The sequence below is a fragment of the Pantoea dispersa genome (genome assembly GCF_035783935.1).
GTDB classification, from domain to species: domain Bacteria; phylum Pseudomonadota; class Gammaproteobacteria; order Enterobacterales; family Enterobacteriaceae; genus Pantoea; species Pantoea dispersa_C.
The window spans coordinates 314,170-336,311 of the sequence record NZ_JALKOV010000003.1; the positions used below are offsets into that span (position 1 = coordinate 314,170).

Annotated in this window: 21 protein-coding genes; 13 read left to right on the plus strand and 8 right to left on the minus strand. The window is 57.4% G+C overall.

Annotation, left to right across the window (positions count from 1 at the left end):
* Positions 1–32: 32 nt before the first annotated feature.
* From ibaG to mlaF, 6 genes are all read right to left on the minus strand, one after another.
* On the minus strand, positions 33–290 hold the full coding sequence (gene ibaG / locus MXF20_RS08575) for a BolA family iron metabolism protein IbaG (protein ID WP_007886637.1): 258 nt from the start codon (positions 288–290) through the stop codon (positions 33–35).
* A gap of 114 nt (positions 291–404) precedes the next feature.
* Complete coding sequence (gene mlaB / locus MXF20_RS08580; protein ID WP_021507732.1) at positions 405–710, minus strand: lipid asymmetry maintenance protein MlaB; 306 nt, start codon at positions 708–710, stop codon at positions 405–407.
* Positions 710–1,348: a phospholipid-binding protein MlaC gene (gene mlaC / locus MXF20_RS08585; protein WP_325968807.1), complete on the minus strand. Its 639-nt coding sequence runs from the start codon at positions 1,346–1,348 to the stop codon at positions 710–712. The genes mlaB and mlaC overlap by 1 nt, the downstream gene beginning before the upstream one ends.
* 19 nt (positions 1,349–1,367) lie before the next feature.
* Positions 1,368–1,910: an outer membrane lipid asymmetry maintenance protein MlaD gene (gene mlaD / locus MXF20_RS08590; RefSeq protein ID WP_325968808.1), complete on the minus strand. Its 543-nt coding sequence runs from the start codon at positions 1,908–1,910 to the stop codon at positions 1,368–1,370.
* Between the two features lie 4 nt (positions 1,911–1,914).
* Positions 1,915–2,697: a lipid asymmetry maintenance ABC transporter permease subunit MlaE gene (mlaE, locus tag MXF20_RS08595; protein WP_325968810.1), complete on the minus strand. Its 783-nt coding sequence runs from the start codon at positions 2,695–2,697 to the stop codon at positions 1,915–1,917.
* 4 nt (positions 2,698–2,701) lie between these two features.
* Positions 2,702–3,517, minus strand: coding sequence for a phospholipid ABC transporter ATP-binding protein MlaF (gene mlaF / locus MXF20_RS08600; protein ID WP_325968811.1), 816 nt, complete (start codon positions 3,515–3,517; stop codon positions 2,702–2,704).
* A 227-nt stretch (positions 3,518–3,744) separates the two neighbouring features.
* Here mlaF and MXF20_RS08605 point away from each other — a divergent pair, with 227 nt between their 5' ends.
* The 11 genes from MXF20_RS08605 (at position 3,745) to npr (ending at position 11,747) form a co-directional block, all read left to right on the plus strand.
* On the plus strand, positions 3,745–4,728 hold the full coding sequence (locus MXF20_RS08605) for a calcium/sodium antiporter (RefSeq protein ID WP_325968812.1): 984 nt from the start codon (positions 3,745–3,747) through the stop codon (positions 4,726–4,728).
* 12 nt (positions 4,729–4,740) lie between these two features.
* Complete coding sequence (gene kdsD / locus MXF20_RS08610; protein WP_325968813.1) at positions 4,741–5,721, plus strand: arabinose-5-phosphate isomerase KdsD; 981 nt, start codon at positions 4,741–4,743, stop codon at positions 5,719–5,721.
* 13 nt (positions 5,722–5,734) lie between these two features.
* Positions 5,735–6,301: a 3-deoxy-manno-octulosonate-8-phosphatase KdsC gene (gene kdsC / locus MXF20_RS08615; RefSeq protein ID WP_325968979.1), complete on the plus strand. Its 567-nt coding sequence runs from the start codon at positions 5,735–5,737 to the stop codon at positions 6,299–6,301.
* On the plus strand, positions 6,298–6,870 hold the full coding sequence (gene lptC / locus MXF20_RS08620) for an LPS export ABC transporter periplasmic protein LptC (RefSeq protein ID WP_325968816.1): 573 nt from the start codon (positions 6,298–6,300) through the stop codon (positions 6,868–6,870). The genes kdsC and lptC overlap by 4 nt, the downstream gene beginning before the upstream one ends.
* A complete protein-coding gene (gene lptA, locus MXF20_RS08625; protein ID WP_325968817.1) occupies positions 6,845–7,399 on the plus strand; it encodes a lipopolysaccharide ABC transporter substrate-binding protein LptA in 555 nt (184 codons plus the stop codon). The genes lptC and lptA overlap by 26 nt, the downstream gene beginning before the upstream one ends.
* 5 nt (positions 7,400–7,404) lie before the next feature.
* The gene (gene lptB, locus MXF20_RS08630) at positions 7,405–8,130 is read left to right on the plus strand and encodes an LPS export ABC transporter ATP-binding protein (protein WP_010618248.1); all 726 of its coding nucleotides are present in this window, start codon (positions 7,405–7,407) and stop codon (positions 8,128–8,130) included.
* A gap of 48 nt (positions 8,131–8,178) precedes the next feature.
* Positions 8,179–9,612 (plus strand): RNA polymerase factor sigma-54, encoded by a 1,434-nt coding sequence (gene rpoN / locus MXF20_RS08635; protein ID WP_325968819.1) that lies wholly within the window; start codon positions 8,179–8,181, stop codon positions 9,610–9,612.
* A 21-nt stretch (positions 9,613–9,633) separates the two neighbouring features.
* Positions 9,634–9,921, plus strand: coding sequence for a ribosome hibernation promoting factor (gene hpf, locus MXF20_RS08640; protein WP_010618250.1), 288 nt, complete (start codon positions 9,634–9,636; stop codon positions 9,919–9,921).
* A gap of 167 nt (positions 9,922–10,088) precedes the next feature.
* Complete coding sequence (gene ptsN, locus MXF20_RS08645) at positions 10,089–10,571, plus strand: PTS IIA-like nitrogen regulatory protein PtsN (protein ID WP_031279741.1); 483 nt, start codon at positions 10,089–10,091, stop codon at positions 10,569–10,571.
* 52 nt (positions 10,572–10,623) lie between these two features.
* Positions 10,624–11,478 (plus strand): RNase adapter RapZ, encoded by an 855-nt coding sequence (rapZ, locus tag MXF20_RS08650; protein ID WP_021507744.1) that lies wholly within the window; start codon positions 10,624–10,626, stop codon positions 11,476–11,478.
* A complete protein-coding gene (gene npr / locus MXF20_RS08655) occupies positions 11,475–11,747 on the plus strand; it encodes a PTS phosphocarrier protein NPr (protein WP_058759594.1) in 273 nt (90 codons plus the stop codon). Before rapZ ends, npr begins: the two co-directional genes overlap by 4 nt.
* A gap of 5 nt (positions 11,748–11,752) precedes the next feature.
* On the opposite strand, the gene mtgA is transcribed toward npr, so the two are convergent.
* Positions 11,753–12,475, minus strand: coding sequence for a monofunctional biosynthetic peptidoglycan transglycosylase (gene mtgA, locus MXF20_RS08660; protein ID WP_325968820.1), 723 nt, complete (start codon positions 12,473–12,475; stop codon positions 11,753–11,755).
* Positions 12,476–12,895: 420 nt separating this feature from the next.
* On the opposite strand from mtgA, the gene MXF20_RS08665 reads away from it, so the two are divergent.
* The gene (locus MXF20_RS08665; RefSeq protein WP_325968821.1) at positions 12,896–13,126 is read left to right on the plus strand and encodes a hypothetical protein; all 231 of its coding nucleotides are present in this window, start codon (positions 12,896–12,898) and stop codon (positions 13,124–13,126) included.
* A gap of 247 nt (positions 13,127–13,373) precedes the next feature.
* Here the strand turns inward: MXF20_RS08665 and arcB are convergent, their stop codons facing one another.
* Entirely contained in the window at positions 13,374–15,707 is a 2,334-nt protein-coding gene (gene arcB / locus MXF20_RS08670) for an aerobic respiration two-component sensor histidine kinase ArcB (RefSeq protein WP_325968822.1), read from the minus strand.
* A gap of 884 nt (positions 15,708–16,591) precedes the next feature.
* Between arcB and MXF20_RS08675 the strand changes: the two genes are divergently transcribed.
* Positions 16,592–22,123 (plus strand): glutamate synthase-related protein, encoded by a 5,532-nt coding sequence (locus tag MXF20_RS08675; RefSeq protein WP_325968823.1) that lies wholly within the window; start codon positions 16,592–16,594, stop codon positions 22,121–22,123.
* The last annotated feature ends 19 nt before the right edge of the window (positions 22,124–22,142 follow it).

Here is a 22,142-nt window from a genome sequence, read left to right on the forward strand (position 1 = left end):
ATTATCTATCAACAAAACAGCCTGTGCGGCGCTTAGAAACCGTTGAGTTTACGGTCGCGCGCCCACTCGGCTGGGGTATAAGTCTTGATGGACACCGCATGAATACGGTTATCCGCAATGTATTCCATCAGCGGCGCGTACACAGCCTGCTGTTTCTTTACGCGGCTCAGCTCGCCAAACATTTCGCCTACGGCAATAACCTGGAAATGGCTGCCATCGTTGCTGAGGACATGTACTTCTTCTAACGGCAGCGCCTGCATCAGCACGGCCTGAACTTCACTATTTTCCATCGCTCATTGCTTCACTTGATAATAATAAGGCGGATATCTTAGAGGAAAGCGCCTGACTCTTAAATACGCAAAAGCCCCTGAAAAAATCAGGGGCTTAGTCAGCTGCGCCGCTAATCAGGCGATTTGTTCCGCAGAAACAATAATCTGCTGCAGGTTGTACAGCTTGATTAACGAGTCGAGCTTATCGGTGATGCCGCTGAAAAGGGGCGTTGTGCCCTGCGCCCGCGCGATTTCGCGCAGATGCACCAGCAGCGCCAGCCCGGCAGAATCAACCCGGTCCAGCGCGGCAACATCGATCGTGGTGATGCCGGCCATGGCGCTGTCACGCGCCTGCCACAGCGCCAGCAGCGTATCGCGGTCCAGTTTGCCGCTCAGGGCCAGCGTGCTGGCAGTGCGCTGCCAGCGTAACGGTTCGCTCATTATTGCTGCTTGTCCAGAGTAATAGGCTGCGCCGCATAGGTTTTCAGCTGCGCGGTCAGGCCGTCGATGCCTTTGGTGCGCAGCAGATCGCTCCACTCGTTCTGCTTGGTGGTGATCATACTGATGCCTTCGGCGATCATGTCATAAGCCTGCCAGTGGCCGGTCTGGCTGTTCTTGCGCCACTGGAAATCAAGGCGCACCGGCGGACGACCGTTAGGATCGATGATGGTGACGCGAATCGCCACGATGTTGGCATCGCCAATCGGCTGCTCAGGCTGAATCTGGTAAGTCTGGCCGTGGTACAGCGCCAGCGCCTGGCCATACGCCTGCGCCAGGTAGTCACCGAACGCGGCAAAATAGGCATCACGCTGCGCCGGCGTGGCTTCGCGGTAATAACGCCCCAGCACCAGCGCACCGGCATACTTGATCTGCACATACGGCAGCAGTTCCTGGCGTACGATTTGGCGCAGGTAATTCGGATCCTGCTTAATTTTCGGCTGTTCGTTCTTCAGGCGGGTAAAGGTTTTCTCCGCCGCTTCGTTCATCATCTTGTACGGATTGCTCTGGTCAGCGTCTGCTGCGTTTGCCGCCAGCGGCGCAATGGCCAGCAGGGCCACCATCAGGAAACGTTTTAACATCGTGTTGTACCTCTCTGGGTTATTCCGTTGTAGCAGGTGCTGCCGGGGCGCTCGCGCTGGCGCCGCCCGACGATTTCTCATTGTCCTTGTTGTCGCCGCTCTTGTAGAGGAACTGACCAATCAGGTCTTCCAGCACCAGCGCCGATTTGGTATCACGCAGCGTGCCGCCATCTTTCAGCATCGCCGAGCCGAGCTCCGGATCGTCAAAACCTAAGTTGAGCGCGAGGAACTGCTCACCCAGCAGGCCCTGGGTGCGAATCGCCAGCGAACTGGTGTCAGGAATTTTATTGGCATACTGCTCGCTGATGTCCATGGTGACGCGCGGCGACAGCGTTTTATCATCCAGTGAAATATCGGTCACGCGGCCAATCACCACGCCGCCGATTTTCACCGGCGAGCTGATTTTCAGGCCGCCGATATTATCGAAGGTGGCGTACAGCTTCCACGTTGGCTCGGTACCCAGCGATTTGAGATCGGCGACGCGCAGGCTGAGGAACAGCAGCGCCACCAGCGCAGCCAGCATAAACACGCCAACCCAGATTTCGTTTTTCTTGCTTTGCATTGCATTAATTCCCAAACATCAGTGCCGTCAGCACAAAATCCAGTCCAAGCACCGCCAGTGAGGCATGGACTACGGTACGCGTCGTCGCGCGACTGATCCCTTCCGAAGTCGGAATGGCGTCATATCCATTGAACAGCGCGATCCAGGTCACCGTGATGGCAAACACCGCGCTCTTGATCAGGCAGTTGATCACATCGGTCCGAAAATCTACCGCGCTCTGCATCGCTGACCAGAAAAAACCCGGGTCGATGCCTTTCCAGGCCACGCCGACCAGCGCCCCACCGGCAATGCCCACGGCAGTAAAGATCAGCGCCAGCAGCGGCATACTGATAAAGCCGGCCCAGAAGCGCGGCGAAACCACGCGACGGAGCGGATCGACCGCCATCATTTCCATGCTGGAGAGCTGCTCGGTGGCTTTCATCAGGCCAATTTCCGCGGTCAGCGCGGAACCGGCACGCCCGGCAAACAGCAGCGCAGTGACCACCGGCCCCAGTTCGCGCAGCAGCGACAGCGCCACCAGCATGCCAAGGCTGGTTTCTGCGCTGTAAGTGGTGAGCACCAGATAGCCCTGCAGCCCCAGCACCATACCGATAAACAGGCCGGAAACCACGATAATCAGCAACGACAGCACGCCCACGCTGTACAGCTGTTTCACCAGCAGCGGCGCGTGTCTGCGAAACGCCGGTTTACCCACCAGCGCATGGAAGAGCATCAAGCCCGCCCGGCCAAAGGCCGCACAGGTGTTAATTCCCTGACGTCCGATTGACGCCAGTGCCTGTAACAACATCAGTTTAGCTTCTCCCTGTGCGGGTCAGATCGCTGAGGTAATCCCCGGCGGCAAAGCGGAACGGCACCGGGCCATCCGCATGACCCTCGATAAACTGGCGCACGCGCGGATCGGGATTCTCCCGCAGCTGCGGCGCACTGCCCTGCGCAATAATCTTTTGCCCGGCAACAATATAGGCATGATCGGCAATGCTCAAGACCTCCGGCACATCGTGTGAAACCACAATGCAGGTGACGCCCAGCGAATGGTTGAGCTCATCGATCAGCTTGACCAGCACGCCCATGGTGATCGGATCCTGGCCGACAAAGGGTTCATCGAACATGATCAGGTCCGGCTCCAGCGCAATCGCACGTGCCAGCGCCGCCCGCCGCGCCATGCCGCCGGAGAGTTCTGCCGGCATCAGCTGCGCTGCGCCGCGCAGCCCTACCGCTTCCAGCTTCATCATCACCGTACTGTGCAGCAATTCCGCAGGCAGCCGGGTGTGCTCGCGCAGCGGCCACGCCACATTTTCGTACACATTGAGATCGGTGAACAGCGCGCCGGACTGGAACAGCATGCTCATTTTTTTACGCACGTCATACAGCTTGCGGCGCGACAGCGTCGGGATATTCTGGTCACGGAACCAGATCTCCCCTTTGTCCGGCTGCAGCTGCCCGCCAATCAGGCGCAGCAGTGTCGTTTTACCGATGCCGGAAGGACCCATAATCGCCGTGACTTTGCCTGCCGGAACGGTGAGCGAAATGTCATCGAAGATGGTGCGATTGCCGCGCGTAAAACTGACGCCACGAACCTCAACCAGATTCGTTTGCTGCTGGATCATCGTTACCTCTTTTTACGGATCGGGCGTAATTAACGTGGTGGATGGTAGCCTGGTAAACCACAATGCACGATAGTTTTACAGAAACTTACCCGTCCGGTGTGGCGAAAACGGCCTTAAAATTTACTTTTGCCTCTCAGACAGTCAAAATCAGCGCCTGTTTCCGCACGCGCACTGCTTTTACCTGTCGGACAAGGTTTGCCGGCACCGTTATCCATCAAGGATTTTTCATGTTCGTAGCCACTGCCCTGCTGTTTATCGGATTGATTTTACTGGCTTACGGTGCTGACCGTCTGGTGTTCAGCGCCGCGATCCTGTGTCGATCCCTCGGCATTCCCCCGTTGATCATTGGCATGACGGTGGTAAGCATTGGCACTTCACTGCCGGAACTGATCGTCTCGTTTTCGGCCGCGCAGCACGGTCAGATGGATTTAGCGGTGGGCACCGCGCTGGGCTCGAACATCACCAATATTCTGCTGATTCTGGGTGGCGCCGCGCTGCTGCACCCGTTAACCGTACACTCCAATCTGATTCGCCGCGAACTCCCCCTGCTGCTGCTGGTCTCACTGCTCAGCGGTATCATGCTGTTTGATAACCAGCTCAGCCGGCTGGATGGCGTAGCGCTGCTGCTGCTGGCGCTGGGTTACCTGCTGGTGGTGATCCGCATCGCCCGCCGGGCCGAGCGCGATAATAATGACACCCTGACGCGTGAACAACTGGCGGAGCTGCCGCGCGACGAAAGCGGCAATACCGTGGCGTTTCTCTGGCTGGCGGTAGCGCTGATTATTCTGCCAATGTCGACGCGCATGGTGATCGACAACGCCACGGTGTTTGCCGACTACTTTGGCGTCAGCGAACTGGTGATGGGACTGACGCTGATTGCCGTGGGTACCAGCCTGCCGGAACTGGCCACGGTGCTGGCCGGCGCGCTGAAAGGCGAAGACGATATCGCCATCGGCAACCTGATTGGCGCCAATATCTTTAATCTGGCGATTGTACTGGGTCTGCCGGCGCTGGTGCATCCCGGCGCGATCGATGCGCACGCCTTTGCACGGGATTACTGGATTATGCTGGGCGTCAGCGTGCTGTTCGCCCTGCTGTGCCTGCTGCGCAAGCGCCGTATTGGCCGCGTGGCGGGCACGCTGCTGTTAGGTGGATTTATCGTGTGGGTACTGTGGCTGTGGCTCAGCCCCACGCTTATCACAAGCTATTAAGGACGACTGACCATGTCACATCAGCAACCGGATTTCGACTTCCAGCAGGCAGGTAAAGCGGTACTGCGCATTGAACGCGAAGGGCTGGAGCAGCTCGACCAGTATATTAACGCCGACTTCAGCCGCGCCTGCGAAATGATCTTTGCCTGTCGCGGCAAAGTGGTGGTGATGGGCATGGGCAAATCCGGCCATATCGGCAAGAAGATGGCCGCGACCTTCGCCAGCACCGGCACGCCAGCCTTCTTCGTTCACCCCGGGGAAGCCAGCCACGGCGATCTCGGTATGGTCAGCACCAACGATGTGGTGATCGCCATCTCCAACAGCGGCGAGTCGGGCGAAATCCTCGCGCTGATTCCGGTGCTCAAGCGGCAGAAAGTGCAGCTGATTTGCCTGACCAGCCGTCCGGAGAGCGCCATGGGCCGGGCTGCCGATGTGCATTTGTGCGTAAAAGTGCCGCAGGAAGCGTGCCCGCTCGGGCTGGCACCGACCTCCAGCACCACCGCCACGCTGGTGATGGGCGATGCGCTGGCGGTGGCACTGCTGGAAGCGCGCGGCTTCACCCAGGAAGATTTCGCGCTGTCGCACCCGGGTGGCGCGCTGGGGCGCAAACTGCTGCTGCACGTCAGCGACATCATGCACAGCGGCGATGAAATTCCTCACGTCACCCGCGATGCCTCGCTGCGCGACGCGCTGCTGGAAATTACGCGCAAAAACCTCGGTCTGACGGTGATTGTCGACGACCTGATGAAAATCGAAGGAATTTTCACGGATGGTGACCTGCGCCGCATCTTCGATATGGGCATCGATTTCCAGTCGGCCCGTATCCAGGATGTCATGACGCGCGGCGGGATTCGTGTGCGTCCGAACATGCTGGCGGTGGACGCGCTTAATCTGATGCAAAACAAAAACATTACTGCGCTGCTGGTGGCCGATGACGATCTCCTGCTCGGTGTGATACATATGCATGACATGCTGCGCGCTGGCGTGGTCTGAACGGGAAATAATGATGAGTGCTGAAACCACGATGGTCGACACCTGCTACGGGCCGGTGAGCGCCGACGTGATGGCGCGGGCGGCCAACATCCGCCTGCTGATTTGCGATGTCGACGGCGTGATGTCCGACGGCCTGATTTACATGGGCAACAGCGGTGAAGAGCTGAAGGCTTTTAACGTGCGCGATGGTTATGGCGTGCGCTGCCTGCTGACCTCAGACATCGAAGTCGCTATTATTACCGGCCGCCGCGCTAAGCTGCTGGAAGATCGCTGTCAAACGCTCGGCATTACGCATCTTTACCAGGGACAGTCGGATAAGCTTTTGGCCTGGCGCGAACTCCTGGATAAACTGTCATTATCGGCGGAACAGGTCGCGTATATTGGCGACGACCTGATCGACTGGCCGGTGATGGCGCAGGCTGGCCTGAGTGTGGCGGTCGCTGATGCGCATCCGGTGTTGCTGCCGCGCGCGCATTACGTGACGCGCATTGCTGGCGGTCGCGGTGCGGTTCGTGAGCTTTGCGACCTGATTTTGCTGGCGCAGAACAAATTTGAGGATGCCAAAGGGCAATCAGTATGAGTAAAAGCAGGCGTTGGATAACGCTGATTCTGGCGCTGATCGCCCTGGTGCTGATCGGCTGGAATCTCACCAACCAGGACGATACCGCCACGCCGGTGGCGACCAACGATCAGGCGCCGACTTACACCAGCGCCAACTCCAGCACCGTGGTGTATAACCCGACCGGTGCGCTGGCCTATAAGCTGGTCTCGGATAAAGTGACCTACTTTTCGGCTGAGGAAGTGAGCTGGTTCGATAATCCGGTGATGACCACGTACGACGAAAACAAAGTGCCGACGTGGTCGGTTCGTGCCGACAAGGCAAAGCTGACGAAAGATCGTATGCTGTATCTTTACGGCCACGTTGAAGTACACACATTGACGCAGGATTCCCAGCTTGAGCGCATCATCACGGATAATGCTCAGGTTAATCTGGTCAGCCAGGATGTGACGTCTGACGATCAGGTCACCCTATTTGGCCGTAGTTTTAACTCCACTGGCATGAAGATGCGCGGCAACCTACGGACAAAGAATGCCGAGCTGCTTGAAAAGGTCAAAACCTCCTATGAAATTCAAAATGAACAAAAATAGCCTTACGTTGCTGCTGGTGAGTGCGCTGCTGGCGACCAGCCTGCCGGCGCTGGCGTTAACGGGTGATTCGGACAAGCCCGTCAACATCGACTCGGTAAACCAGGCGCTCGATCTGCAGGGCAACGTCGCCACCTTTACCGGCAACGTCATCGTGACCCAGGGCACCATCAAAATCACCGCCGATAAAGTGGTGGTGACGCGTCCGGGTGGCGACAGCAACAAAACCATCGTCGATGCCTACGGCAACCCGGCGACCTTCTACCAGATGCAGGACAACGGCAAACCGGTACAGGGCCACGCCGCCAAACTGCACTATGAACTGGCTAACGATTTCGTCGAGCTGACCGGCAACGCCTTTATTGAGCAACAGGACAGCAACATCAAAGGCGATCGCATTACCTATCTGGTGAAAGAGCAGAAAATGCAGGCCTACAGTCAGGGCCAGAGCAAGCGCGTGACCACCGTACTGGTGCCGTCGCAGCTGCAGGATAAAAACGGTTCGTCTGCGAGCCCCAAAAAGAGTAACTGATCGCTATGGCCACATTAGTCGCTGAAAATCTGGCGAAAGCCTACAAAGGCCGTCGCGTGGTAGAAGATGTCAGCCTGCAGGTGAAATCCGGCGAAATTGTCGGTCTGCTGGGCCCCAACGGTGCCGGGAAAACCACCACCTTCTACATGGTGGTGGGCATTGTGCCGCGCGATGCCGGCCGCATTATCATCGATGAAGAAGATATCAGTATTCTGCCACTGCATGCGCGTGCGCGCCGCGGCATCGGCTATCTGCCGCAGGAAGCGTCGATCTTCCGTCGTCTGAGCGTCTACGACAACCTGATGGCGGTGCTGCAGGTGCGTGACGATCTGACGGAAGAGCAGCGTCAGGATCGCGCCAATGAGCTGATGGACGAGTTTCACATCGGCCATCTGCGCGACAGCATGGGCCAGGCGCTGTCCGGTGGTGAACGTCGTCGCGTCGAGATTGCCCGCGCGCTGGCCGCCAATCCAAAGTTTATCCTGCTGGATGAACCTTTTGCCGGCGTTGACCCCATCTCGGTTATCGATATCAAAAAGATCATCGAACACCTGCGTGACAGCGGCCTCGGCGTGCTGATCACCGACCACAACGTGCGCGAGACGCTCGCGGTGTGTGAACGCGCATATATCGTCAGCCAGGGCCATCTGATTGCCCACGGCACGCCAGATGAAATTCTTGCAGATGAGCAGGTTAAGCGGGTTTATTTGGGCGAAGAGTTCAGACTCTGATAAGGTGTTGGCATACCCGACATTTGCTTAGGAAATTCTAGCCGGATTATGAAGCAAGGTTTGCAACTCAGGCTCAGCCAACAGCTGGCGATGACCCCCCAGTTGCAGCAGGCAATCCGCTTGCTGCAACTCTCTACGCTTGAACTCCAGCAGGAACTGCAACTGGCGCTGGAAAGCAATCCGCTGCTTGAACAAACCGATCTGCACGACGAAGTCGACGCCCGCGAGTTTCAGGAGAACGAGGCGTTAGATACCCGTGAGGCACTCGAACAGAAAGAGATGCCAGAAGAGCTGCCGCTCGACGCCACCTGGGATGAAATCTACACGGCCGGCACGCCTTCCGGCACCGGCACCGATTATCAGGACGACGAGCTGCCGGTATATCAGGGTGAAACCACCCAGTCGCTGCAGGACTATCTGATGTGGCAGGTGGAGCTGACGCCGTTCACCGACACCGACCGCGCCATCGCCACTTCTATCGTCGATGCGATTGACGATACCGGCTATCTCACCGTCAGCGTACAGGACATTTGTGACAGTATTGGTGACGAAGAACTGACGCTGGAAGAGGTGGAAGCGGTGCTGAAGCGCGTACAGCGTTTCGATCCGGTGGGCGTCGGCGCGCGCGATCTGCGTGATTGCCTGCTGGTGCAGCTGTCGCAGTATGCGGCCGATATGCCAATGCTGAACGAAGCACGGCTGATCGTCAGCGAGCACCTCGACCTGCTGGCTAACCACGATTTCCGCAGCCTGATGCGCGTGACGCGGCTGAAAGAGGAAGTGCTGAAGGAAGCGATGCTGCTGATTCAGTCACTCGATCCGCGTCCCGGTCAGTCAATCAATACCAGCGAACCCGAATACGTGATTCCCGATGTGCTGGTGCGCAAGGTTGGCACGCGCTGGACGGTTGAACTGAACGCCGACAGCCTGCCACGCCTGAAAATCAATCAGCATTACGCCGCGATGGGCGGTTCCGCGCGTAATGACAGTGACAGCCAGTTTATTCGCAGCAATTTACAGGAAGCCCGCTGGCTGATTAAGAGCCTGGAGAGCCGCAACGACACGCTGCTGAAGGTGACGCGCTGTATTGTCGAGCAGCAGCAGGCGTTTTTTGAACAGGGTGAGGAGTTTATGCGTCCGATGGTGCTGGCGGATATCGCTCAGGCCGTGGATATGCATGAATCCACCATTTCCCGCGTTACCACGCAGAAGTATTTGCACAGCCCGCGTGGCATCTTTGAACTGAAGTATTTTTTCTCCAGCCACGTCAGCACCGAAGGCGGTGGCGAAGCGTCGTCGACGGCGATCCGTGCGCTGGTGAAAAAATTAATCTCCGCGGAAAATCCCGCAAAACCCTTGAGCGACAGCAAACTGACCTCCATGTTATCTGAACAGGGCATCATGGTGGCGCGACGTACGGTTGCTAAATATCGCGAGTCTTTATCTATACCGCCATCAAACCAGCGCAAGCAGCTGGTGTGACCGAATCAAGAAGGAAGACCTATGCAGCTAAACCTTACCGGACTGAATGTTGAGATAACCGACCCACTGCGCGAATTTGTAAATAACAAGTTTGCCAAACTGGAACACTATTTTGATCGTATCAATCAGGTTTATATTGTTCTGAAAGTGGAGAAGGTGACGCAGATTGCGGAAGCAACGCTGCACGTCAACGGCGGGGAGCTGCACGCCACATCGGAAGCGGAAGACATGTACGCGGCCATCGACGGGCTGATTGACAAGCTGGCCCGTCAGCTGACCAAACACAAAGACAAACTGAAAAAACACTAACCTTCACGCTTGCAGAGTGCTGACGGGTTCAGCACTCAGACGAGAAATGGGGCGGGTCACCGCCCCGTTTTGTCATCTGCGCAAGCGCCTGCAGGTCACCTGCCCTGCCCGTTCGCGGTGTCCCGGTACGTGCCTTACGGCTATGTGAACACGCAAGTGAAACGATGATGAACAACGATCTGACACTGGAATTGAGCGCGGTCCTTTCACTGGACTGCACCCGAAGCGGCGTACACTGCCAGAGTAAAAAGCGTGCGCTGGAGATCATCAGCGAACTGGCCGCTAAGCAGCTCAATCTGCCGCACCAGACGCTTTTTGAAGCAATCCTGACCCGTGAACGCATGGGCAGTACCGGTATTGGCAACGGCATCGCCATTCCGCATGGCAAACTGGAAGAGGACACTCTGCGCGCCGTTGGCGTGTTTATCAGCCTCGACCAGCCCATCGCCTTTGACGCCGTCGATAACCAGCCGGTTGACCTGCTGTTTGCCCTGCTGGTGCCCGCAGACCAGTGCAAAACCCATCTGCACACCCTGTCGCTGGTGGCAAAACGCCTGGCGGATAAAACCGTCTGCCGCCGTTTGCGTGCGGCACAGAGCGATGAAGAGCTCTACGCCATCATTACAGAAGCTCAGGAAGATCACGCTTAAGCGACAGATATTTTTACCGGCCTGCGCGCCGGTTTAACACGGGAGAAATGTGATGGTGCTGATGATCGTTAGCGGTCGGTCAGGCTCAGGAAAATCAGTCGCGCTGCGTGCCCTTGAGGATATGGGCTTCTACTGTGTCGATAACCTGCCGGTGGTGCTGCTGCCGGAACTGGCGAACACCTTAACCGAGCGCAATATCTCTGCGGCGGTCAGCATTGACGTGCGCAACATGCCGGAATCGCCGGAGGTGTTCGAGCAGGCGCTGAACAATCTGCCGGAGGCGTTCTCGCCGCAGCTGCTGTTTCTGGATGCCGATCGCAATACGCTGATCCGGCGCTACAGTGACACGCGCCGTCTGCATCCGCTCTCCAGCAAAAATCTGTCGCTGGAGAGCGCCATCGACGAGGAGAACGATCTGCTGGAGCCGCTGCGCTCGCGCGCCGATCTGATCATCGATACCTCAGAGATGTCGGTGCATGAGCTGGCGGAAATGCTGCGCACGCGCCTGCTGGGCAAGCGTGAACGTGAGCTCACCATGGTGTTTGAATCCTTCGGCTTTAAGCACGGCATTCCGATCGATGCCGACTACGTATTTGACGTGCGTTTTCTGCCCAACCCGCACTGGGATCCCAAGCTGCGTCCGATGACCGGGCTCGATCGTCCGGTAGCCGCCTTCCTCGATCGCCACACCGAAGTACACAACTTTATCTACCAGACGCGCAGCTATCTGGAGTTGTGGCTGCCGATGCTGGAAACCAATAACCGCAGCTATCTCACCGTGGCCATTGGCTGTACCGGCGGTAAACACCGTTCGGTGTACATTGCCGAACAGCTGGCGGACTACTTCCGTTCGCGCGGTAAAAATGTGCAGTCCCGTCATCGCACTCTGGAAAAACGCAAATCATGACCGTGAAGCAGACCGTTGAGATTCGAAACAAGCTGGGCATGCATGCGCGCCCGGCGATGAAGCTGTTTGAGCTGGTGCAGAGTTTTGATGCGGAAGTGCTGCTGCGTAACGAGGCCGGCACCGAGGCCGAAGCCAGCAGCGTGATTGCGCTACTGATGCTCGACTCGGCTAAAGGCGGTCACATAGAAATTGAAGCCAGCGGCCCGCAGGAAACGCAGGCGCTGGCGGCGGTGATTGAGCTGTTCGAAGCCGGTTTCGACGAAGACTAAGCTTGTCAGTGCAGCTGGTAACGGTTGAGGAAACCCTCGCCGCCCAGCTGGCGCATCTGGCGCATAATCCACTGCTGACGCTGGCGGATATAGCCGGAAGGCGCATCCGCGCGGAAGCGAATCGGGTTGGGCAAAACCGCAGCCAGCAACGCCGCGTCCGCCATGCTCAGCCGACTGGCCGGCTTATGGAAATAGCGCTGTGACGCTTCTTCCACGCCAAACACCCCATTACCAAACTCGGCAATGTTCAGGTACACCGTCAGAATACGGCGTTTGGTCCACACCGTTTCCAGCCCGACGGTCAGCCCGGCTTCCAGTCCTTTACGCACCCAGCTGCGGCCATCCCACAAAAACAGGTTCTTCGCCGTCTGCTGAGACAGCGTAGACGCGCCGCGCATGCGCTCGTTGCCATCATTGTCCAGCACCTGCTGAATGGCGTTCACGTCGAAGCCCCAGTGCTCAGGAAATTTCTGGTCTTCGGAGGCGATCACCGCCAGCGCCATCCACGGTGAAATCTCGTCCATACCGACCCAGTCTGAATGGGCGACATAATCGAAGCGCCCGCTGAACCAGGCGCCAAGCTGCCGTTCCACCATCACCGCCGAAAACGGCACCGGCAAAAATGCGAACAGCACAATGGCCGCCAGCCACAGTCCGAGCCATACCAGCAGCACCCTGCCCGCCAGCCGCTTCAGGCGCTGGCCGATCTTCCCTTTACTCTTATTCATGCAATCATCTCTTACCGGTTCCCTGGATTAATCAATTACTCAGGTCATGATTTTAAATAGCGGTGATGCAAGCCGGAATTTTATCTCTGTGACGGCGCAACCACCAGCCAAACTCATTGCGCGGGCAACCATCGTTCCTTTATTAGAGCCAGTCACATCAAGCACTTCCGGCAAAAAGGAATCGGTTCCATGCAGAAAAAACGCACAGCACGGACCCGCATAAATACTTAATCGATTGTGATGACGCTCACGTTAAAGCTTTCACAATGTTTAACTATCATCTTTAGTAGCCAGCGAAGATGTTGATTGACAACCGAGACCATTCTGAAAATCCCGGCGTAAATGGCGTCAATCGAGCCTTTCGTCCAAGCGAATCCTGTAAAACGTTTTACCGGCTATTCGGTTTACACTGGCCGCTAAATGGCTGAACTGGAACTTTCTGCCGGGGGTTTCCAAAACGTTTTGGATAACAACAGCAAAAACGATAATTTTTATAATAAAATCAAACATTTGAATAAAAAAGCCGCATTCGCGCTGCGCTTTTTGCCGTTTCCCTTGCGCGCGCAGGCGATTCGCGCCCGCGACTGCGGGAAAACCAGGCAAAATAGTCAACATTTGGTCAAAAATAGTGCAATACGCCAAAGAAATTGATTCCTTGCTTGACTGTGTCAGCAAATTAATGTTTTCTGTATTTAAACGCTGCTCAACATCACACAATTTAATGAATCTTGTCACAAGCTGTGGCGAATTTGCTAAGGTGGTTTTGAAGCGTTATCCAATACCTCGCTGTTGCTTTTGTATTCGATTTCTAATAATAGCAACAGCGCCCATTTCCCTGGTGTTGGCGCAGTATTCGCGCACCCCGGTTTCGACTGGGGTCATTTTTTTCTGGCTTCCGCTATTTTTCCCGCTCCGTCACCCAGTGACGTAATACTTCAACGTCGTGCCGCCATTCGTGCTTAAGCTCGTCGACCCACTCTTGTACGTTATCCCACCATGCCGGCAGTTCCGGTGACTGAATCTGTTTTGCCAGCTTCTGCAGATGCAGCAGGCCCACTGAACCCGCCGCACCTTTGATTTTGTGTCCCTCTTCGGCGATGCCCTTCTGATCGCGCGCCATCATGTTTGAGTCCAGCACATCCAGATAGCCCGGCATCATCTGCTCGAACATCGTCAGGCTTTGGGTGATCAGCCCTGGGCCGACCAGCTCGATGTACTGTTCCAGCATGTCGACATCCAGCAGCGTGCGCGACTGTTCAGCGCTGGCGTCACTCATCACCTCTTCTGCTTCAGCCTGATAATCCCAGAATTTCTTGATCATCGCGGTGAGCGCCGGTACCGCCAGCGGTTTACTCAGCACATCGTCCATGCCGGCGTCGAGATACTCTTTTTTATCCTTCAGCACGTTGGCAGTGAGCGCGACCAGCGGCGGCAGCGTGACGCCCGCATGCTGCTGATGAATGGCGCGCGACACGTCAAGCCCGGTCATATCCGGCAGCTGGATATCCAGCAGCACCAGGTCAAACTCCTGCGGATCGAACATCGCCAGTGCCTCGCCGCCGGTCATTGCCACCTCAACGCTGCAGCCCAGCTTCTCCAGCACCGAGCGCGCCACAATCACGTTGAGCTCGATGTCTTCCACCAGCAGCACATGCAGCGCCGGCAACGGCATGCTGTCGTCCTGATCCTCATCTTCCACTTCATCCGCCACGCGCGGCGCGTGAATCTCAACGGTAAAGCAGGATCCCTTGCCCGGTGCGCTGCTGACGGTAATATCGCCGCCCATCGCCTGTGCCAGCCGGCGTGACACCGCCAGGCCGATCCCGGTGCCGGTGGCCGGTTTGCCGCCGTGCTGATCTTTCACCTGGTAATACATGGCGAAGATTTTGTCCTGCTCTTCCTGCGGAATGCCCATCCCGGAGTCCTGCACCTCAAAGTGCAGCGTTTCGTCCTGGCGATAGGCGACGCGCACCACGATTTCGCCCTGCCGGGTAAACTTCACCGCATTGCCGATCAGGTTCCACAGAATCTGCCGCAGGCGCGTGCCGTCGGCGGAGATTTTGTGCGGCAGCGGCAGTTCCGGTGCCATGACGAACTTCAGCCCCTTCGGCTGCGCCAGCAGGCCGGAGAGGTTTTCCAGATCGGCGAGGAAGCCGGTGAAATCCAGCGGCTGGTTATCCAGCTGCACTTTGCGCCGCTCAATTTTGTCCACTTCAATCACGTCATTAAAGATGTTGCCGAGCGTGATGGCCGAGACGTGAATGGTTTTCAGGTACTTCAGCTGTTCCTGGTTGAGATCGGTGTCCAGCAGAATGCGGCTCAGTCCGACGATGCCGTTAAGCGGCGTACGCAGCTCGTGGCTGATGGTGGAGATAAAGGTGGTCTTTTCACGGCTGGCGTTCTCCAGCGCGTCCTGATAGCGCTTACGCTCGGTAATATCGCGTCCGAAGCCCATCAGGCCGCTGCGCTTACCGACGCGGTCGTAATACGGCACTTTGCGGATTTCAAAGCAGGCTTTGCGCCCGTCCGGATACTGCAGCCACTGTTCATAGGTGAGCGACACATTGTGGCGAAACACCTTCTCATCGGTCTCCAGCACCTTAGTGGCGGCATCTTCGTCATAAATGTCGCGCGGCGTCAGGCCAATCAGCTGCTTCTCGCTCAGGCCGGTGAGCAGTTCCATGGCGCGGTTACAGCCGGAGAACTGTTTGTCGATGTTGCGATAGAACACCAGGTCGGGCGAGGCATCAAGGAACGAACGCAGGAAGGAAGATTGCTGCTCCAGCTCAATCTGCGCCTGTTCACGCCGCGTCATCTCTTCGCGCAGCTTGTCCATCACCTGCTCGCGCGCCTGCTCAGCTTTAATACGGTCGCTGATTTCCTGGTTCAGCTGGCTGATGGTCTCTTTCATCTGCTGATTCAGTTCCAGATCGCGCGTACGCATCTCCTCCAGCTTGTCGACCAGCTTCGACAGCCGCTGGCGCGACTCCTCCAGCTGATCGACCACCACGGAGAGAAAGTAGACCGCCCACGGCGTGATCAGCAGGCCAAAGAACACCGAACGCACCACGTCGATACTCTCAACGTGGCCACGCAGCACCATGGTGACCGCCATCTGCACCACCATTGCCAGCACCACCAGCGCCGAAGCCAGCAGCAGCGAAAACCGCACCAGCCCCAGCTTGACCATTAAATCCACATAGTACTGAGCTAAAAGACGAATCTGTTTCATTACGCGCTCCCTGAACGAATCTGGCTCATGATAGCGTAATTATCCGCGCGCTGCGCCGCCGCGCTCGCCGCACTGACGGCCTTTACGCCCTGTTATGGTGCAGCAGCGCGGCATTTCGCCGACGTTCACGCCGTTATGCGCAAAGCGCTTGACTAATTCTGCCAACTGAATAATCTGGAGGGCCGCACTTTTGCGGGTCCCGGTGCCGCGTGCCCGGCGCATCCGCTTTCTGCAGCCATCCCTCCTGATGGTTGCCTTCCGTTATTGCATATCCATTCAGCTTAAGTGCTGTTTTAATCACACCCCGGTTAATTAATTTTACTAATGGCAACCGCGTTTTGATTCAAATGTTCCGCCATAAGAAAAACAGATACATGCTGTGCACGAAACGGTCCAAACAGAATTTTGTGCTGGCATCCCCACATTCAACAGCATGGTCTGGAAATATGAGGCCGATCACACAGTGAGACGGCTCACACTTCATAAGGGAATCAGAAAGGTCAGATTGACATATATTTACGTAATAAAAATATAATAATCATACAGTTAAATCGCAAAAAGGCTGATTAACCGTAATAAAGCTGGCTATTTGACCTGAGTTCGCTTTCCCGATAAGTTGGAATTCCGCTGGATGCTTTCCAGTCGGGACTGTGTCTCGGCATATCTATGCAGCAAGAAGACTCCCTCTGGATGCAAGTTATCTCCCTTAGAGACCGGATTTTATGGACAGCCGATCAAGGACGTAAATAAGCGCCCTGATTGTCGTTGTCCGGTGTTGCGACGTCCGCCAAAAAGCGCACGAAAACAAAGTGATACAGCACGCAGCAGCGCTCTGTGCCTGAAATAATGCAGGTAATGTCTAAAGCAGTTTAAGGAGACCCTCAATGTCCACTCAACAACCTAACCCCTGGGGTTTGTATGATCCATCAGCAGGAAGCGACAGCTGTGGTGTAGGTTTTATTACCCGCAAGGACGGCGAGCAGACCCATGAGATTCTGCAGATGGCGCACAGCGCACTGTGCACGGTGCCGCACCGTGGCGGGATGTCTGCAGAGGGCGTGGGCGATGGCGCGGGTGTTAACGTTGACCTCTCCCTGAACTTCTTCCGTAAGCTGACTGGTCAGGCGCTGGAAGCCGGACGCTTTGGCGTGGGCAACTTCTTTGTGCCGAAAGATGCGACGCTGCGCGCGAACGCAGAGCGCCTGGTTGAAGAGACGCTGGCCGCTTATAATTTCCCGGTGCTGCTGAAGCGTGATATGCCGCTGGATAACAGCGTTACGCGCCCGGCGGCACAGCAGTTCCAGCTGCCGATTGTGCAGTGGGTGTTTGCCGCACCGCAGGATGTAACCGAACAGACTGAATTCGAGCGCCACATCTACCGTGCGCTGCTGGTTATTGAAGCGCGCGCCTTTACTGAAAGCGAATTCGGCGGTCTCTATCCGCTGTCGCTGTCGTCGCGCACCCAGGTGTTCAAAGCGCGCCTGAACTCCAATGAAGTGATTCCGTACTTCAAAGATCTGACCGATCCCGACCATCAGGTGCGCGGACTGTTTTTCCATACCCGTTTTTCCACCAACACCGATCCGCATACCACCATGGCGCAGCCGTTCCGCCTGATGGCGCACAACGGCGAGCTGAACACCGATCGTAAAAACCGCATCGCGGAAGCGGCACTGATGCTGGCGCGCGGCAAGAAGATCGTACGGCCAAAAGGCCAGTCTGACAGTTCGCGTCTCGATCAGAGCATCCACAGCCGTCTGATGGAAGATAACCTCGATCTGATCAACGCCGTGGTTTCGATGATGCCGCCAGCGTGGGAAAACGACACCTCGCTGTCAGCTGAAGTGCGCGCCATGCTGGAATACTTCTCGCTGTATGAAGAGAAGAACGACGGCCCTGCCGCGCTGATCTTCGGTAACGGCGAAGTGATCGGCGCGCGTCTTGACCGCCTTGGTCTGCGTCCGCTGCGTTCCGTTGAAACCGCTGAATATATCGGTGCGATGTCAGAAGCCGGCCAGATTGCCTTCCCGCCGGAGAGCGTGCTGCGCCGTGGCCGTATCGAAGCCGGCGGTATGCTCTATTACGATCACAAAGAGAAACGCTCTTACACCACCGTGCAGGCGCTGGAAAAGCTGGCGGCGGAAAAAGATTATCTGTCGCTGGTGCAGGCGGCACGCGTGGAACTGCAGGAGCTGCCGGAAGTGCCGGCGGAGATCCTCGGCTCACCGCTGCGCTATCGCGGCGACCTGAAAACCTATCAGCGCTTTGTGGCTTACTACTACAACCAGGAAAGCTTCAAATTCATGATGGACCCGATGCTGCAAACCGGCGCTGAGAAGATCTCGGCAATGGGTTACGGCAACGCCATCAACGGCCTGTCCGACCACGAAGGCGGCATGGCGCACTACTTCTCGCAGCGCTTTGCCCAGGTAACTAACCCGCCGCTCGACTCGATTCGTGAAGCGGACGGCATGACGCTGCGCGTGGCGCTTGGCGCCAAACCGCACCTCGGTCGCAGCAAAGGCCAGCAGATCATCGTGCCAAGCCCAATCCTGACGCACCTCGACATGCTGCGTCTGCGCGAGCAGAAAGTGGCGCCGTATGCGCGCTTCGAGATGCTGTATGAGCCGGTAATCGGTAAAGACATCGTCAGCCGCGCCGCCAACGCTAAAGCGCTTGAAAATGCCATCGATAATCTGGCGCAGCAGGTAGTTGATTTTGCCCGTCAGCAGGGTGGCATCGCGGTCATCACCGATCGCCACATCTCGTCGACCCATGCTGCCATTCCGATGCTGCTGATGGTGTCTGCCATTAACCAGCGTCTGGTGCAGGAAGGTCTGCGTCTGGATGTGTCGCTGGTGGTTGAAAGCGGCCAGAGCATCTCCTCGCACCATATCGCCGCTACGCTCGGCTTCGGCGCCTCCGCGGTATATCCGCTGGGCGTACAGATGCGTGCGGAAGAGAAGTTTGGCGAAGGCGAAGAAGGCAACAAAGCGTTCAAACGCTATGCCAAAGCCGCAGAAAAAGCGCTGATGAAAACCATGGGCAAAGTCGGCCTGTGTACCGTCGAGAGCTACAGCTGCGGTGAGTTCTTTGAACCGAACTTCCTCGATACCGAAGACCCGGTGCTGAAGAAATATTTCCCGAATATCAAAACTCCGGTGGGCGGCGCGGGCTTCCCGGCCATCGCGCAGATGGCGGTGGACTGGCACCAGAGCGCGCTGAAAATTCAGGGCGAAGCCGAAGTTCCACTGCTGGGGCTGTTTAAAGAACGTGCCGAAGGCGCGGGCCACTCGTACGGCACCATCGCGGTACGTACCTTTATTGATATGACAGAGCAGCCGATTCGTTTCGCCGACAAAGCGCGCGAAGAGGATAATTTTATCCGTCTGATGACGCTGGCCAAACTGGACAATGCGTTCAGCATCAAAGCCGAAGCGTTTAAAGACAGCAGCTTTGAACGTATCCCGAATGCGGTGATCGACAGCTTTGCTATCACGCCGGATTACCGTCAGTTCTCCAGCCTGATGCACGCCGAGCGTAAGCGTCGTCCGGCGGCGCTGCGCGACATCCTCGCGCTGCCGTGCGATCTGACCCACGTGGACAGCGAAGCCGAATTTGGCCGCAAGCTGGGCCGCTACTCGCTGGTGAACAACGGCTTCGCCATCCGCGGCCTGCACTGTGAAGCGGTGAACGGCAGCCTCAACCAGTTTGAACTGCGTCTGATTGATGCGATTGCCGGCCTGAAGCCGGAGAGCGAGCGTCTGGCCGCGCTGTCACGCGCGCTGAAAACCCGCTTCAACGACGAGATCGAAAGCAGCAGCATTACCGAAGGCGTATTGCACATTACCGCCTACGGTCAGGCAGCAGACTATCTGGCTAAAATATTCACCGCGCTGCCTTCGCTGCCGCTGGAAGAGATCCAGCCGGCACACGAAATCACCCGCACCTTCGCCTCGGGCGCCATGAGCCACGGCGCACTGGTCGCGCCGGCACACGAAGCGGTGGCGCACGGCACCAACATGGTGGGCGGAATGAGTAACTGTGGTGAAGGTGGCGAACACTATTCACGCCACGGCACCATCCGTGCATCGCGCATCAAGCAGCTGGCGTCCGGTCGTTTCGGCGTGTGGGCGGCTTATCTGGCCGACCCGATGCTGGAAGAGCTGGAGATCAAAATTGGTCAGGGTGCAAAACCGGGTGAAGGCGGTCAGCTGCCGGCACCGAAAGTGACGGTGGAAATTGCAGCTGCGCGCGGCGGTACGCCGGGCGTTGAGCTGGTATCACCGCCGCCGCATCACGATACTTATTCCATCGAGGATTTGGCGCAGCTGATCCACGACTGTAAAGCGGCACGCGTGCGCGTTATCGTCAAACTGGTGTCGTCTGAAGGCATCGGCACCATCGCGGTGGGCGTGGCGAAAGCCGGCGCAGACGTCATCAACGTCGCCGGTAATACGGGCGGCACCGGTGCGGCGTCGGTCACCAGCCTGAAATACACCGGGCGCGTGGCGGAAATCGGCATCGCCGAAGTGCACCAGGCGCTGTGCGCTAACGGGCTGCGTGACAAAGTGCAGCTGCGCTGCTCGGGCGCACAGCAGACCGGCAGCGATGTGATTAAATCAGCGCTGCTCGGCGGCGACAGCTTCGAGTTCGGCACCACCGCGCTGATGATGCTGAAATGCGTGATGGCGAAAAACTGTAACGTCAAATGCCCGGCTGGCCTCACCACTAACGCGGAAGCCTTCGATGGCGATCCGCGTCAGCTGGCGCAGTACTTCATCAACGTGGCGCAGGAAGTACGTGAGTTCCTCGCACGCCTCGGTTTGCGTTCGCTGCGCGAAGCGCGCGGCCGTTCTGACCTGCTGCACCTGATGGATCATCCGCTGGAAGTGGGCAAACTCGACCTGCGCGCCATGCTGACCGTGGTGCCGGAGCAGAAAATTGCTCAGCCGGTGTATCTGGAAAAAGATTTCGAGCTGGACGATGGCTGGGTAGACGAGCTGAAGGCGCAGCTGATTGATGCTGCCAGCCACGAAATTACGCTGGGTAACGGCGTGACGCTGAACAACCGTAACAAGAGCGTTGGCGGTCAGCTGGCGATCGATATTGAACGCATGCTGAACCATGAACTGTCAGCACAGCAGCTGGCGGCGCTGCCCGCGGTGCTGCAGGATGATCGTGGCCGTAAATATCTGGCACCACGCACCGTGCAGATTGATACCCGCGGTTCGGCCGGTCAGTCATTTGGCGCGTTCTGCAACGACGGTATGCAGATGAAGCATTACGGCACCTGTAACGATGGCGTCGGTAAAGGTCAGTGCGGCGGTGAACTGGTGGTGATGTCACCGGGCGGCGGCGCGCAGGACAGCGACGGCAACGTGCTGATCGGTAACTTTGCGCTGTTCGGCGCGACCGGCGGTCGTCTGTTTGTTCAGGGCCAGGCCGGTGACCGTTTCGCCGTGCGTAACTCGGGCGCCACCGCCGTAGTGGAAGGCGTCGGCGACTTCTGTTGTGAATACATGACCAACGGCGCGATTCTTAACCTCGGCACCTTTGGTAAAGGCTTCGGCAACGGCATGAGCGGCGGCTTCGCCTATCAGTACGATCCGTACCGTTCCCTGGCCGCGCACGCCGCCGGCGACTCGGTGCTGTTCGGCTCCATCGCTGACGAAGACGAGATGGCGCAGGTGCACAAGCAGGCGGTGCTGACCATGCTGCACTGGCACCTCGAAGCCACCCAATCGCCGCGCGCAGCGTGGCTGCTGGAGAACTGGGAAACCGAGTGTCAGCACTTCGTTTACGTGATGCCGCGTTCGCTGCTGCTGTATCAGGACGGCGGCGAGATCCTGAAAGCAAAAACGCGTAAGGATTTGCTGGAAGAGTTGTCCACGTCGCTGGCCGCGCACCAGGTTGCCAAGTTCAAATCGGCGTGGCGTGCGGGCAAAACCATTGCCGACGGCGCGGTACCGGCCTACGGCGCGACCGATACGCAGGAAATGTTTGTTCTGCTGAATAACTACACCGTTCTGAGCTTCGCGCAGCAGCTGGCGCTGGGCAAACTGCCGAAAGGCACGGCGGTGGAAGACGCGGCAGTCGAGAAAGCGGTTCGCAACCTGCTGATGACCGAAGATTTCGCGCTGGTCAGCAAGCTGCAGCGTCATGCCCGTGCGGCCATTGAGAACTACAGCGATGATGAGCTGGCAAGCCTGATCGCCGCCAAGCGTATGTCGGATTACAAAGCTGCGCTGACGCAGCGTAACATCCGCTCCATGGACAGCCTGGCAACCTACGGCTGGATCATTTATCAGGACGCCTGCAACCGTGAGGTACTGGGCCATCTGCCTGATTTTGAAGAGCTGTTTGCACGCGCCGCACTGCCAGAGATTGCCGCCGCGGTCGGGAAACTCTCCTGATTGCGCAGCGAAAGAATGT